The 14,845-nt window shown below is 36.0% G+C and carries 12 protein-coding genes; 9 read left to right on the forward strand and 3 right to left on the reverse strand.

The annotated features are described in order from the left end of the window. The first annotated feature begins 33 nt into the window (after positions 1-33). From D2K60_RS14170 to pyrE, 8 genes are read left to right on the forward strand one after another with little or no spacing between them, the layout of a single operon-like run. A complete protein-coding gene (locus D2K60_RS14170) occupies positions 34-966 on the forward strand; it encodes an aspartate carbamoyltransferase catalytic subunit (RefSeq protein ID WP_117169774.1) in 933 nt (310 codons plus the stop codon). Then, positions 923-2,215, forward strand: coding sequence for a dihydroorotase (locus tag D2K60_RS14175; RefSeq protein WP_117169773.1), 1,293 nt, complete (start codon positions 923-925; stop codon positions 2,213-2,215). Before D2K60_RS14170 ends, D2K60_RS14175 begins: the two co-directional genes overlap by 44 nt. Beyond that, entirely contained in the window at positions 2,202-3,323 is a 1,122-nt protein-coding gene (locus D2K60_RS14180) for a carbamoyl phosphate synthase small subunit (RefSeq protein ID WP_117169772.1), read from the forward strand. The genes D2K60_RS14175 and D2K60_RS14180 overlap by 14 nt, the downstream gene beginning before the upstream one ends. Continuing rightward, positions 3,302-6,502, forward strand: a complete 3,201-nt coding sequence (gene carB, locus D2K60_RS14185; RefSeq protein WP_117169771.1) for a carbamoyl-phosphate synthase large subunit — start codon at positions 3,302-3,304, stop codon at positions 6,500-6,502. Before D2K60_RS14180 ends, carB begins: the two co-directional genes overlap by 22 nt. After that, positions 6,499-7,269, forward strand: coding sequence for a dihydroorotate dehydrogenase electron transfer subunit (locus tag D2K60_RS14190; protein WP_117169770.1), 771 nt, complete (start codon positions 6,499-6,501; stop codon positions 7,267-7,269). Before carB ends, D2K60_RS14190 begins: the two co-directional genes overlap by 4 nt. Continuing rightward, positions 7,266-8,204, forward strand: a complete 939-nt coding sequence (locus tag D2K60_RS14195; RefSeq protein WP_117169769.1) for a dihydroorotate dehydrogenase — start codon at positions 7,266-7,268, stop codon at positions 8,202-8,204. Before D2K60_RS14190 ends, D2K60_RS14195 begins: the two co-directional genes overlap by 4 nt. Then, the gene (gene pyrF / locus D2K60_RS14200) at positions 8,176-8,889 is read left to right on the forward strand and encodes an orotidine-5'-phosphate decarboxylase (protein ID WP_117169768.1); all 714 of its coding nucleotides are present in this window, start codon (positions 8,176-8,178) and stop codon (positions 8,887-8,889) included. The genes D2K60_RS14195 and pyrF overlap by 29 nt, the downstream gene beginning before the upstream one ends. After that, positions 8,876-9,499 carry an orotate phosphoribosyltransferase gene (gene pyrE / locus D2K60_RS14205; protein ID WP_117169767.1) on the forward strand — a complete coding sequence of 208 codons (624 nt, stop codon included), beginning with the start codon at positions 8,876-8,878 and terminating at the stop codon, positions 9,497-9,499. Before pyrF ends, pyrE begins: the two co-directional genes overlap by 14 nt. Before the next feature lie 466 nt (positions 9,500-9,965). On the opposite strand, the gene D2K60_RS14210 is transcribed toward pyrE, so the two are convergent. After that, entirely contained in the window at positions 9,966-10,406 is a 441-nt protein-coding gene (locus D2K60_RS14210) for a PH domain-containing protein (RefSeq protein ID WP_117169766.1), read from the reverse strand. 263 nt (positions 10,407-10,669) lie between these two features. Here D2K60_RS14210 and D2K60_RS14215 point away from each other — a divergent pair, with 263 nt between their 5' ends. Next, a complete protein-coding gene (locus D2K60_RS14215) occupies positions 10,670-11,131 on the forward strand; it encodes a GNAT family N-acetyltransferase (protein WP_117169765.1) in 462 nt (153 codons plus the stop codon). Positions 11,132-11,351: 220 nt separating this feature from the next. Here the strand turns inward: D2K60_RS14215 and D2K60_RS14220 are convergent, their stop codons facing one another. Both D2K60_RS14220 and D2K60_RS14225 read right to left on the reverse strand, forming a co-directional pair. Next, a complete protein-coding gene (locus D2K60_RS14220) occupies positions 11,352-12,890 on the reverse strand; it encodes an RNA polymerase sigma factor (protein ID WP_117169764.1) in 1,539 nt (512 codons plus the stop codon). 144 nt (positions 12,891-13,034) lie between these two features. Beyond that, complete coding sequence (locus D2K60_RS14225; RefSeq protein ID WP_117169763.1) at positions 13,035-14,747, reverse strand: Rqc2 family fibronectin-binding protein; 1,713 nt, start codon at positions 14,745-14,747, stop codon at positions 13,035-13,037. Between the last annotated feature and the right edge of the window lie 98 nt (positions 14,748-14,845).

The following is a 14,845-nucleotide window of genomic DNA, read 5'->3' on the forward strand; positions in this document are numbered from 1 at the left end:
AACAGTCCTTCAGACTAAAAGGAGGAGTAAGTAATGAAACATTTTGTTTCGATGAAGGGTTTATCCGAGCATGAATTGATGCGGTTAATGAAATTAGCTAGCGATATAGAGGAGAATGGGATAGCACCATTTTCTGAGCAATTCTTTGTTGGGAATTTATTTTTCGAACCTAGTACGAGAACGAAAATGAGCTTTATTGTAGCACAAAAAAGACTAGGCATTGAAGCACTTGATTTTCATGCTGAAACTTCAAGTGTGAAAAAAGGAGAAACAATTTACGATACTGCAAAAACGTTTGAATCAATTGGTGCTTCACTTCTTGTAGTAAGACATCCGGAAGATGATGCAGTGCAACAATTAGCGAGTCAGCTGTCAATTCCGGTTATAAATGCTGGTGACGGAGCCGGTGAACATCCAACACAATCTTTACTAGATTTATATACCATGTTTCAAGAGTTCGGTAGATTCAAGGGACTAAATGTAGCGATTGTTGGCGATATCAAACATAGTCGCGTTGCTCGATCAAATGCCTTAGCTTTACAAACGTTAGGGGCTAATGTTTATCTTTCGGCTAAGAATGAATGGCAAGATGATACGTTACCTTTTCCGTATATCAATATTGATGATGCAGTTAAAATAGCTGATGTTGTTATGCTGCTTCGCGTCCAAACGGAAAGACATCAAGAAAAAGACTATCCACAAGAAAAGTCTTATCTTGAAAAATATGGCTTAACAATAGAACGGGAACAAAAAATGCTAGCTCATGCGATTATTATGCATCCAGCTCCAGTCAATCGAGGTGTAGAAATAGATGACACGCTAGTAGAAGCAAAAAGATCACGGATTTTTAAACAGATGAAAAATGGTGTAACGGTACGAATGGCAGTAATCCATCATTTACTTCAAACAGGGGGAATTACACATGCAACTGATTATAACGAACGTCAAGCAACTGTTACCAACTAATGAATTTGAATCGTGTGAAGTAAAAGTCAAAGATGGAATGATTGAAGAGATAGCTGATTATATTGAAAGACTGCCAACAGATAAGCTGATCGATGGTCAAGGAAATCTTATTACACCAGGCTTTATTGATATCCATGTTCATTTACGAGAACCTGGAGGTGGCGCAAAAGAAACAGTTGAAACAGGTACGAAGGCCGCTGCAAGAGGTGGATTTACGACTGTTTGCACGATGCCAAATACGAGACCTGTTGTAGATAATCCTGAGATTTTACAACAATTGAATCAAAAGATAACAGATACAGCATCTGTTCGCGTCTTGCCATACGCCGCGATAACACAAAGTTTACAAGGTGAGAAGTTAACAGATATGGCTCGTTTAAAAGAAGCTGGTGCTTTTGCTTTTACAGATGATGGTGTTGGTGTGCAGACAGCAGATCAGATGTTACAAGCAATGCAAATTGCAGCAAGTCTTAACATGCCGATTGTGGCACATTGTGAAGATAATTCCTTAATTCATCAAGGTGTTGTCCATGATGGTGAAGTAAGTAAAAGGTTAAAAGTCAATGGTATTCCCGCAGTTTGTGAATCGGTACAAATTGCTCGAGACGTATTATTAGCAGAAGCGACTGGTTGTCATTATCATGTCTGCCATGTAAGTACAAAAGAGTCCGTTCGAGTAATTCGTGATGCAAAACGGGCAGGAATTAATGTCACTTCAGAAGTAACACCACATCATTTGATATTAAATGAAACAGATATTAAAGATCTGGATACGAATTTCAAGATGAATCCACCATTAAGAGCGAAAGATGATCAACAGGCATTATTTGAAGGATTATTAGACGGTACGATTGATTTTATTGCAACAGATCATGCGCCACACACCGAAGCAGAAAAACAAACAGATATCAATAAATCACCATTTGGTATTGTCGGTTTAGAAACAGCTTTTGCGCTTTTATATAGCCAGTTCGTACAAACAGAGAAAGTGACTTTAAAGCAATTGATTGATTGGTTAACCATTAAGCCGGCAAACGTATTTGATTTAACATCTGGTGAGTTAAAAGTTGGACGTGCTGCTGATTTAACACTAATTAACCTGGATCAAAAATGGCTAATAGATAAAGAGAAGTTTTATTCAAAAGGGAAAAACACGCCATTCCAAAATTGGGAAGTAACAGCTAATCCAATTCTAACAATGGTAAACGGGAAGATCGTCTATGAGGAGGCATCATATGTTAAACCGTAAACTTGTACTTGAAGATGGAACGATATTTACTGGAAAAGCATTTGGTAGTTTAAATAAAAGTGTTGGGGAAGTTGTCTTTAATACAGGAATGACTGGTTATCAAGAAATATTGTCAGATCCTTCTTACTGTGGACAAATCGTAACGATGACCTACCCGTTAATCGGTAATTATGGCGTCAATCGAGATGATTTTGAGACGATAAATCCGTCTATCCATGGATTAGTTGTCAAAGAAATGTGTGAGATGCCATCTAACTTTAGAAGTGAAGAATCATTAGATAGCTATTTAAAAGCGAAAGACATTCCTGCTATTTCAGGAATAGATACAAGAAAATTAACAAAAATCATTCGCAAACATGGAACGATGAAAGCCATTTTGACGGAAGCATCAATGGAGGTCAGCGAGAAAGATGAATTAGCAGCATTAACGAATGCGACATTCATGCGCGATCAAGTTGAGCGTGTTTCAACAGTTAAGCCTTATGTGGTACCGGGCAGAGGGTACCGAATAGTTTTAGTTGACTTTGGAATGAAGCACGGAATTTTACGTGAATTAACGAAGAGAAGATGTCATATTACAGTTGTACCGTACCATTATTCTGCGGAAGAAATTCTCCGTTTAAAGCCGGATGGAATTATGCTTACAAACGGACCAGGAGATCCCAAAGATGTACCAGAAGCAATTGAAATGATAGCTTCCATTATTAATAAGGTTCCTATATTTGGAATATGTTTAGGGCATCAATTGTTAGCCTTAGCGTGTGGCGCCGATACAGAGAAAATGACGTTTGGTCATCGAGGCTCAAATCATCCAGTAAAAGATCTAGAAGAAGATAGAACTTATATTACATCACAAAATCACGGCTATGCTGTAACAGCAGATTCATTGGTAGAAACTGAATTAGCCTTAACGCAAATTGCACTAAATGATGGTTCTGTTGAAGGCATTCGTCATCAAACGTTTCCGGCCTTTTCTGTCCAATACCATCCAGAAAGTTCACCAGGTCCAGAAGATACGAGTCATTTATTTGATGCTTTTTTAACTGAAATAAACACACACCAGAATACAGTCAAGGAGGCTCTCGCATGCCAAAGCGTACAGATTTAAATAAAATACTAGTTATTGGTTCAGGGCCAATTATCATCGGACAAGCCGCAGAGTTTGATTACTCAGGTACGCAAGCCTGTCAATCGTTAAAAGAAGAAGGATATAGCGTTATTCTAGCAAACTCAAATCCCGCTACAATTATGACAGATCATACGGTAGCTGACACAGTTTACATGGAGCCTTTAACGGTTGAATTTTTAACGAAAATCATTCGTAAAGAAAAACCAGATGCAATTTTACCTACATTGGGTGGTCAAACAGGTTTGAATTTAGCTGTTGCAATTGAAAAAACAGGCATTCTTGAGACATATGATATTGAAATGTTGGGTACATCGTTAGAAGCAATCCAATTAGCAGAGGATCGCGAGAAATTTAGATCACTGATGTATCAGCTTAACGAGCCTGTACCTGAAAGTGAAATTGTTACAACAGTAGAGCAAGCAGTTGATTTTGCCAATAAAATTGATTATCCATTAATAGTCCGTCCAGCGTACACACTAGGTGGTACTGGTGGGGGAATGTGTTATAACGAAACACAATTACGGGAGATTACCAGAAGCGGACTAGCTTTATCTCCAGTAACACAGTGTTTAATAGAACGGAATATTGCAGGACTTAAAGAAGTCGAATATGAAGTAATGCGTGATAAAAAGGATCAAGCTATTGTTGTTTGTAACATGGAGAATATTGATCCAGTTGGGATCCATACAGGTGACTCAATTGTTGTAGCACCGTCGCAAACATTAAGTGACCGTGAATATCAATTATTACGTAATGCATCGTTAAAAATTATTCGTGCACTTAAAATCGAAGGTGGCTGTAACGTCCAACTTGCATTAGACCCAGACAGTTTCGATTATTTTATCATCGAGGTAAATCCTAGGGTTAGTCGTTCGTCAGCATTAGCATCAAAAGCTACTGGCTATCCGATTGCTAAAATTGCAGCTAAAATTGCAGTTGGTTTAACTTTGGATGAAATAAAAAATCCGATTACACAGACGACTTATGCAGCATTTGAACCTGCACTTGATTATGTAGTTACAAAATTCCCACGTTTTCCTTTTGATAAATTCACGACAGGAAATCGTACGCTTGGTACCCAGATGAAAGCTACTGGTGAAATAATGGCAATAGGCAGAACGTTTGAAGAATCGTTCTTAAAAGGGATTCGATCATTAGATATTAGTGAAGAAGAGTTTTGGATTCCACAACTTGAAAAACTTGAAAAAACTGAATTAGAAGAAAGACTTGTAAAAGCAGATGATGAGAGAATATTTGTCTTAGCTGAAGCATTGCGTAGAAACATGACAATTGATGAAATCTTTGAGCTAACAAAAATAGATCGTTTCTTTCTAAATAAAATAAATCGACTTATTAAAATTGAAAATAGGTTAAAAGATGAAGTAGACTCAATAGAATGTTTACTAGAAGCAAAACAGACTGGATTCTCTGACACACAAATTGCTCGTCTATGGGATGTTGATGTGGATACGATTTATCATCTTCGACAAAAGCATTATATCAAGCCTGTTTATAAAATGGTAGATACGTGTGCAGCTGAATTTGAATCAGCTACACCATATTTTTATAGCACATATGAAGAAGAGCAAGAGTCAGTTGCAAGTTCGAATCAAAAAGTACTTGTATTAGGATCAGGACCAATTCGGATCGGCCAGGGAATCGAATTTGATTATGCAACAGTACATTCTGTTTTAGCTTTAAAAGAAGCAGGATATGAAGCGATTATTATGAATAATAATCCGGAAACAGTATCTACTGATTTCAGTGTCTCGGATAAATTATATTTTGAACCTTTGACATTAGAAGATGTTATGCATGTGGTTGAATTAGAGAATCCACTAGGTGTCATTGTTCAATTTGGTGGACAAACAGCAATAAACTTAGCGTCTGGTTTAGAGAGACGTGGAGTAAAAATTATGGGCACATCACTTGAAGCGATTGATCTAGCAGAGGATCGCGATAAATTCGAACAATTGTTAACCAACATTGACGTTCCACAGCCTAAAGGGAAAAGTGTGCGTCATTTAGATCAAGCGATAGAGACAGCGAATGAAATTGGTTATCCTGTCTTAGTGCGACCATCTTATGTAATTGGTGGAAGCCAAATGGAGATTGTTTATAACGAGAATGAATTAGCGCATTACTTACGAAAAACGACCCATATCAAACATAAACATCCTGTATTAATCGACAAATATATGACTGGCATAGAAGTAGAAGTAGATGCGATATGTGATGGGGAGACGACCATTATTCCTGGTATTATGGAACACATCGAACGCGCTGGAGTCCATTCTGGTGATTCGATAGCAGTTTATCCAACGCAACGTATCAAACCAGAAATAAAACAACAATTAATTGATACGACAATTAAAATCGCAACTAAATTACAAGTTATCGGCTTAGTTAATATTCAATTCGTTGTTCATAAAGATCACGTATATGTCATTGAAGTAAATCCACGTGCTAGTCGTACAATTCCATTTTTAAGTAAAATTACTGGCGTAACGATGGCAAACCTTGCAACAAAATGTATTGTTGGCCAGTCACTAAAAGAAATGGGTTATACAAGCGGTTTACTACCTGAGCCAAATCATGTTTCCGTTAAAGTTCCTGTCTTTTCTTTTGAGAAATTACGGAGTGTGGATACGATACTTGGACCTGAAATGAAATCAACAGGCGAAGCAATTGGTCGTGACAAAACGCTAGAAAAAGCTTTGTATAAAGGTTTACTCGCTTCTGGACTTTCTATCCCCATGGAAGGTGCAGTACTGTTAACTGTAGCAGACAAAGATAAACAAGAAATTGTTGAAATTGCTGAAAGATTTCATCAACTAGGATTTCAATTATACGCAACAGAAGGTACAGCAGAATTCATTCAGACGCAAGGCATACCTGTAACAAAAGTTGGGAAAATAGGTGCAGAAGGTAGAAATGTGCTTTCTATTATTGAGAACGGAGAAGCGCAATTTGTTATAAATACCCTCACTTCTGGAAAACGTCCTAGATCAGATGGATTTAGAATTCGTCGTGAAGCTGTAGAACATGGTATTGCTTGTTTAACAAGTCTTGATACTGCACTAGCAATTTTAAATGTGATTGATTCAACGACATTTACCGCACAAGCTGTCGTTGCGAATAAGGAGGTCATCAGGTGATCACGAAGTCTATTGTTAAGATCGAACAAATAAACGAAATTGCAATGGACACAATTGAAATGAAAGTAAAGACGCCGATTTCATTGGAAGAAGTAGAACCAGGACAGTTTATTCATGTTCGAATTGGCAGTGATCATGCACATCAATTAAGAAGACCTATTTCAATTGCGGATCTCGATAAAGCGAATCAAATCATGACAATCGTATTTAAAATAGTTGGTTCTGGTACAGAAATATTAGCACGAGCTAAGGTGGGAGAAGAATTAGATGTGCTTCTTCCATGTGGAACCGGCTATCCGATTGATAAACTTGATGTACCAAAAGCATTACTTATTGGCGGGGGAATAGGTGTTCCTCCTTTATATTACCTAGCAAAACAATTAGTAGAGAAGGGTACAGAAGTAACTGCTATTCTAGGCTTCCAAGCGAAAGAGCACGTTTTTTATGAAGAAGAATTTAAAGCACTTGGAAATTGTCATATTGTCACAAATGATGGTAGTTATGGACATAAAGGTTTCGTAACAGATGTGATTGATACAGAATCTCCAGAATTTGATTACTTTTTCTCTTGTGGACCAACACTAATGCTTCGTGCTGTTTCTGCTAAATTAGCGGACAGTAAGGGATATATTTCTTTGGAAGAACGAATGGGTTGTGGAGTTGGTACTTGTTTTGCTTGTGTGATCCCAGTGCCAGGTTCAACTACTGATTACAAAAAGATTTGTAGCGATGGTCCTGTATTTGAAGCGAGTGAGGTGGCACTATGAGTAATCTTGCGGTTGAACTTCCTGGTTTATCTTTGAAAAATCCAATCATGCCAGCATCTGGTTGTTTTGGTTTCGGTCGGGAATATAGTAACTTTTATGATTTAAGTCAACTTGGTGCAGTAATTATTAAAGCGGCAACTGGTGAAGCACGATTTGGTAATGCTACACCGCGCGTAGCGGAAACAGCTTCTGGTATGTTAAATGCAATTGGACTTCAAAATCCTGGGGTAGAGAAAATCATTTCAGAGCAACTGCCGTTCTTTCGAAATTATACTACGCCTGTTATTGCTAATGTTGCAGGTAGTACGATTGAAGAATATGAAGCAGTTGCAGAGGCTATTTCAAATTCGCCTGATATTGCTGCGTTAGAATTAAATATCTCTTGTCCTAATGTGAAAGAGGGTGGAGTCCAGTTTGGAACTGACCCAGTATTAGCAAGTGAAGTAACCAGACGTGTTAAAGCCAAAAGTAAGGTTCCAGTTTACGTAAAATTATCGCCGAATGTAACGGATATCGTAGAAATAGCGAGAGCAGTGGAAGCAGCAGGTGCTGATGGTTTATCGATGATTAACACATTAACGGGCATGCAAATTGATTTAAACGCACGTAAACCAATACTTGCGAATAAAGTTGGCGGTTTATCAGGACCTGCTATCAAGCCTGTAGCGATTCGAATGATTTACCAAGTAAAACAACATGTTTCGATTCCGATTATTGGTATGGGTGGTATCACATCAGCAGAAGATGTGTTGGAGTTTTTACTAGCGGGAGCGAGTGCTGTCGCGATCGGAACGGCTAATTTTCAAAACCCGTTCATTTGTCCAGAAATAATAGAAGGATTGCCAGCTGTACTAGAAAAATACGGTTTTTCATCTGTACAAGATGCAATTGGAAAGGGGCATGAACATGCAACAACCAATATATCTCGCCCTTGATTTTCCAACATGGGAAGAAACGACTCAATTCTTACAAGTTAATGAACTAGATGGTGTTCCAGTAAAAGTTGGAATGGAATTATTTTATCGAGAAGGTCCAGCTGTGATTGCTTATCTTAAAAAAAGAAATCATCCGATTTTTTTAGATCTTAAATTGCATGATATTCCAACGACGATTTATAAAGCAATGCGCAATCTAGCAAACCTAGGAGTCGATGTGGTCAATGTTCACGGACTAGGAGGGAGTGCGATGGTTGCAGCTGCTAAACAAGGATTGATTGACGGAAGTAACCAAATCCAAATACCAAAATTATTAGTTGTAACGATGTTAACCTCAATGGACCAAGAGACAGTAGAACAAGAATTAGCGATACAGCAGCCGATCGAAACGATTGTGACAAATCTAGCCCTATTAGGTAAAAATAATGGAGCGGATGGTGTTGTTTGTTCTGCTCATGAGACGCGAGCAATCAAACTTGCCTGCGGAGACGACTTTTTAGCAGTAACACCAGGGATTAGATTAATAAATTCGGCACATGACGATCAAAAAAGAATTGCAACACCTCGTTTTGCAAAAGAACATGGGGTAGACGCACTTGTTATTGGTCGGAGTATTACTGCAGCAGAGAACCCGAAAGAAACCTATCAGCAAGCATTAAAGGAGTGGAATCATGTCTCTAGCTAAACAAATTGCCAAAGATTTATATAAAATAGAAGCGATTCAAATTAAACCAGATCGTTCATTCACTTGGACATCTGGAATCAAATCGCCAATCTATTGTGACAACCGTTTAACCATGTCCTATCCAGAGATTCGAAATAACATAGCGGATGCTTTTGTAGAAAAGATTAAAGCATTGCCTGTTCAACCAGATGTGATTGCTGGCTGTGCAACAGCAGGTATTCCACATGCAGCATGGCTAGCAGAAAAGCTAGGTTTACCGATGATTTATGTCCGGGCAAAGGCTAAGGCGCATGGGAAAGGGAATCAAATCGAAGGAAAAATAGAGGCGGGTCAGAAAGTAATTGTTATCGAAGATTTAATTTCAACAGGTGGTTCTTCACTTAATACAGCGTTAGCCCTTCAAGAAGAGGGTATAGAAGTATTAGGTGTGATGGCGATTTTCTCATATGGTCTAGAAAAAGCAAAAACTGAATTTGCTGCTAAACAAATAGACTTATCAACCATAACAACATTTGATATCTTAATTGAACAATTGCTAGAAAAGGAAGCAATTACCAAAAAAGAACAAGAAAGTTTACTAGAATGGCGAGACACACTAGCACTTGGATAAATATTTACTATGAAATCATAGCGGAATCATCGCTATGATTTTTTTGGTGTGAATAGGTAACTCAATTTTCTCACAAAAAAACAAGTGTGAAATGGTGATTGCTTTAAGTCTGAAGTACATTACATATTTTAATTGACAGTCTATAAAAAAGCCTGTTTGTAAAAGATTGTCGCATAGTATGAAACAACCATAAATTTCGACCTAAACTTTCTCATTCCGCTACGACAGCAAATGGTCTCGCTTTCCGTGGGCACAACCTCAGCTATCTCTAGAAGCAAAGGACGCTTCTAGAGAGGATCTTCGGTTTGTGCTGTTCCCACAGGAGTCTCAACCATTTGCTTTCTTCGCTGATTAAAGCAACTATTTTTAAATGTTAAACAAAAAAAGGACAGAAATTAGCAGAAGGTACTAAAAAATGATGAGTTATCTTAAAATGCTTTTTGACGGAATTCGTGTGAATGAAGGTTTATTCTTGAATCTCTGCATTGGGACATCGTTTTTTTAATTCGGTGATAAACTCGGATTTATTCTTTGGTGAGATTTTTATACTACCAAGGATTGCTGAACTGTAAAATAATTCAAGTGCCTTCTTTGATGATGAAATTCGATAACCAGTAAATATATTCTTCGTTAGAGATATTTTTGTTATCGCTTGATAAGGGATTTTACTCCTAAAGGGTCCGCCTTTCACTAATAGATAATCCTCATAGAAAATGTACTGAATAAAAAAGATAGACCATAATATCAAACCTACCGAAGTAATAAAGATAGCGAACATAATGATTATGATAGATATTGATGCTTCTTTATCAATTAACGGAGATAACGACGTTACAACACCTATTATTAAAATCACTATGGAAATAAATAGTATGAAAAAGGAATCTACTTTTGAACGGAAAATCATAGAATAATCACACCTTTCTTATAATAAATATACGGTTATTTATTATAAAAGTTTCATTCTCAAATCAATTTATCTAATTCATAATCCTGTATTTTTGAATGAAATTATAAATATTAAACTGATCTTCATTTTTAAAAGAACAAAGGTCACAAAAAAGCTTTATATGTAACTATTGCAACGTTATTATTTTAAAACTGTTAATTTCAAACCAAATCAGTTAAAGAAGAGTTATAATAATTAAAAGTTTAAATGCGGTGATATTAATGGAAATAAGCAAGACAATAGATTATGCGTTAGTTGCAAAATTAAACAAGCCAGTTCATGATTTACACTTTTCTCTATATCCGAGGTATTTTAACGAATATAACTATGAAGAAATCAAGTATCTATTTAAAAAACTAATGGTTAATGAAGATTTTGTTTTTCTGCTATTAGAAGAAAATAAAGAAGCGGTTGGTTACGCTTGGATAGAGTTTAGAAATTACCCAGAGAATGCGTTTAAGAAAAGTTACAAATCAGTTTATCTGCACCAAATCAGCATTGTTCAAACACAAAGAAAAAAGAGGTATGGAACAAGTTTGATGAACTATATCTATAACATGGCAAATGATGAAGGAATAGACATGATTGAATTAGATTATTGGTTAGATAATAAAATTGCGAAAGAGTTTTACAAAAAACATGACTTTGTAAAATATCGTGAGTTTGTATATAAACAGTTATAAATTTTTTATTACAGATTTGGTATTTATAAAAATGAATTATGTACTTTTTCAAATAAAAACATGTATTTTCTGGGATGGTAGGGACGTTTGTTGTTTTAACATAAATTTCACTTCTCTTTTTCTTTGTATCTTTCTATTAGCACAAAAAACAGAGTGTATTTTCAAAGCGATAAGAACGTTACGTCGAGGTCTATAAAAATTTAGTCATAAACAATTCGAATTATTCCCCTTGTTTTAAAAACTCTAATAGTTCATCTATTTTATATGTCTTATAAATCATTTCTTTGTCATCAAAGACTACATATGCAGGAGATTTTTCTAAATTCAGAAATTGATATTGTTGATTCGCACTTTCCAAAGAATCAGTAGTTTGTGCCGAAGTGACATTTTCAATGCCCTCTTGTTCCAGTATGTCGTATTCAAAAGATTCTAGATTATCGACGACAAAAAGCGCATATTCATCCTCGTCTTCAGCAATTAAAGGATAGATTTCATCAAAATTAAACGTTTCCAATGTTCTGTTGACCTCACCGTTTTCATTAAATAAGCTAACCTTAACAGGTTTCTCATTGCTCGCGTAGATATAATAATCGTCATGGAGATAACTACTTATCTTCCTATTCTTTGTTTCTATAATTGCATTTTCTGAAAAAGACCTACCAGAACCAAAGCCAACTTCCTCAGTTTCATCATACCAGTGAAAGTAGTCAGCGTTAGTTTCATGACTAAGTGTTAACAATCGTTTTGAATAGGTGTTATTTTCTTGCTTCACTTCAATTAATGCATAATTACCTGGAAACAACATGTCAAATTGAACAAGAACAATCCAACGGTCCCTTTGTTTAATCGACGTCAATATGGTGATGTTATCTATATCTTCCTCGAGCATTTGATCGTCTAATTTCTCTTCTATTACTTCTGATAATTGATCTGCCTCAACAGATACTTCTTCATATAAGAATGTATCATCAATATTAATAGCTGTATTATTGGAATCGCTTGGTGTCAAAGGTGAATCATTGAATTGAAAATATAGAAAGAGAAAGAAAATCATACAGACAATTCCTACTGACCAAAATTTAATAGCAGCGGGCGATAAAAAAAGTCGACGCTTTCTGTTTGACTTTGGCAAATCATCAAGTGTTTGTTTTATCCCCTTTTTGATAATGTCAGAAGGTTCGTCGTACTCTTTGTCAGCTAGTTGTTCTAACATTTTATCTATTTCTTCATGATCTTTTTTCTTTGCTCCTTCTTCTATTAAGTAGCTTGTAATGTTATCCCGTGCATAATTAAGTCTTGATTTTACAGTGTCTTCCGTAATATTTAGAATAGCAGCAATTTCTAGAATCGCCAATTGTTCATTATAAAATAGAGTTATGATTACCTTTTTATTGGTGTTTAATTTATTCACTGCCTCAGCCAGTTGATCATACGTTACTGAATCCTCATGAGCGATTAATTGAATTTCGGGATCAACCGATTTAGTGGGGATAACTTTATCCTGTTTTTCTAATAGATCGTAGCATTGATCAATTAATATTCGTGTTAACCAATTTTTGAAATTTTGTTGATTCTTTAACTTATGTACGGAATAATAACTATTAATAATAATTTCTTGAATCGCGTCAGCACAGTCAACATCATGCTTTAATATCCCTTTTGAGACACGATACAATGCATTTTGATACGTTATAATTAGGCGGGAAAATGCATCTTTATCACCAGTTTGTGCTAATTTCACATCGTTCTCATCAATCATGTTAGTTGATCCCTCCTATATGTATAAGACTTATTAAAATAATGAAACGTTCCATCAGATTTTCTAGAACAATCGAATCCTGGCTTATAGCGTAATTAGATATTTAAAATAACCTCTCCAAATCAAACATTGGAGAGGTTATACTTATTTTTTCGGTTTTAATTGCTTGATTAGTGCGCTATTTGGTGTGACGAATAATGTTTTTTGATTATCATATGTCACATAGCCTGGTTTTGCGCCGTTAGGCTTTTTGACGTGCTTAATTTGTGTGTAGTCAACGGGCACAGATGAAGAAGCTTTTGCTTTACTAAATAGGGCAGCTAACTGTGCTGCTTCTACTAATGTTTCTTGATCTGGATCTGGGTCACGAATGACGACATGGGATCCTGGTATGTCTTTGGTGTGTAACCAAATTTCATTACGTGCTGCTAAACGCATCGTTACATACTCATTTTGTTTGTTGTTTTTACCGACTAAAATGGTTGTTCCGTTGCTTGCAACAAATGCTTCAGGCTCAGGCTTTTTCGCCTTCTTCGGTTTTTTCCGATGCTTTGTTTTCGTTTTTAAATAGCCTTGTTCGCGTAATTCTTCTCTTATTTCCTCAATGTCTTGTACACGCGCTTCGCCAATTTGTTGAATTAATTCATCAAGATAAATAATTTCTAACTTGGCTTTTTCAATTTCTAAAATAACCATTTGTTTTGATTTTTTTAATTTTTGATACGTTTTAAAATAACTTTGTGCATTTTCACTAGGTGTCTTATTTGGGTTTAATTCAATCGTTATTTCCTTTTGGTCTGGATCGTAATAGTCAATAACTGTTGTATTTTTATCCCCAAGTTTAACCGCATGCATGTTAGCCGTAAGCAATTCACCATTTCGTTGGTACATTGGCGCTTTTTCAGCTTTTTTCAATGTTTGCTCTTGTTTTTTTATTTTACGTATATTTTTTTCGCGTTCATTTTTCAGAAAACGTAATAAATCTCCTGCTTGTTGTTTAACAAGATCGCGTTCTGCCTTACCCGAATAGAATGCATCAAGCATGACACTAACACTTGGAAAAACTTCATGATCATTTTTTAATTGTGATAAAGGCAAGACATAGAAATATTCTTTATCTTCTTTAAAGATAGTTGGTTGATACGCATGAGCTTGAACAGTTGTTTGTATGTCTGTAAAAGCTTTTTGATAGGTTTCAAGTGTACCTAAGTGAGCGCGATACACAATCTCTTTGGCTAATAAAGGTGATACACCCATAAAAGTTTGCACAATCTGTTGATCTAGTTTTCCTGCATTTAAATCCATTTTCTTACGGAATGTGTCAGTATCAGTCGTAACTGGATTTAATTTATCTTGATCAGGTGGTAATACATAAGCTTGACCAGGTAAAATTGTCCGGTGTCGATTTTGTGCAGGTGGTACGTGCTTAATGCTGTCTAGAATATGGCCTTTTTCATGATCAATTAATAAAATATTACTGTGTTTGCCCATAACTTCGATTACTAACGTTTTTTCTGTTTCATCGCCAATTTCGTTTTTTCCTTTAATATGAAACGTCACAATACGCTCGTTTTCATATTGTTCTATGTTAGTAATAAAACTCCCTGTTAAGTGTTTACGTAGGAGCATACAAAACATAGAAGGTTCACTTGGATTTTGATACGAATCATCAGTTAAATGAAAGCGCGAATAACTTGGGTGCGCGGATAATAGCAATGTTTTATTCTTTCCTTGTGACCGAATAGTAAAGACTAATTCTGTGTTTGTTGGTTGATAAATCTTCATAATTCTTCCCGATTTTAAATCTTCTTGAAGCTCGTGTGTAATTGCTCGGGTAACAATGCCATCAAATGTCATAGTTAATCACCTCTTTGTTCTATTGGAACTTTTCTATTATAGCATTTTTTTGGGTATGTCTGCATAGATATGATTACGAGCGAAAGTAGATGGAGGAA

The sequence above is a fragment of the Paraliobacillus sediminis genome (assembly GCF_003426055.1).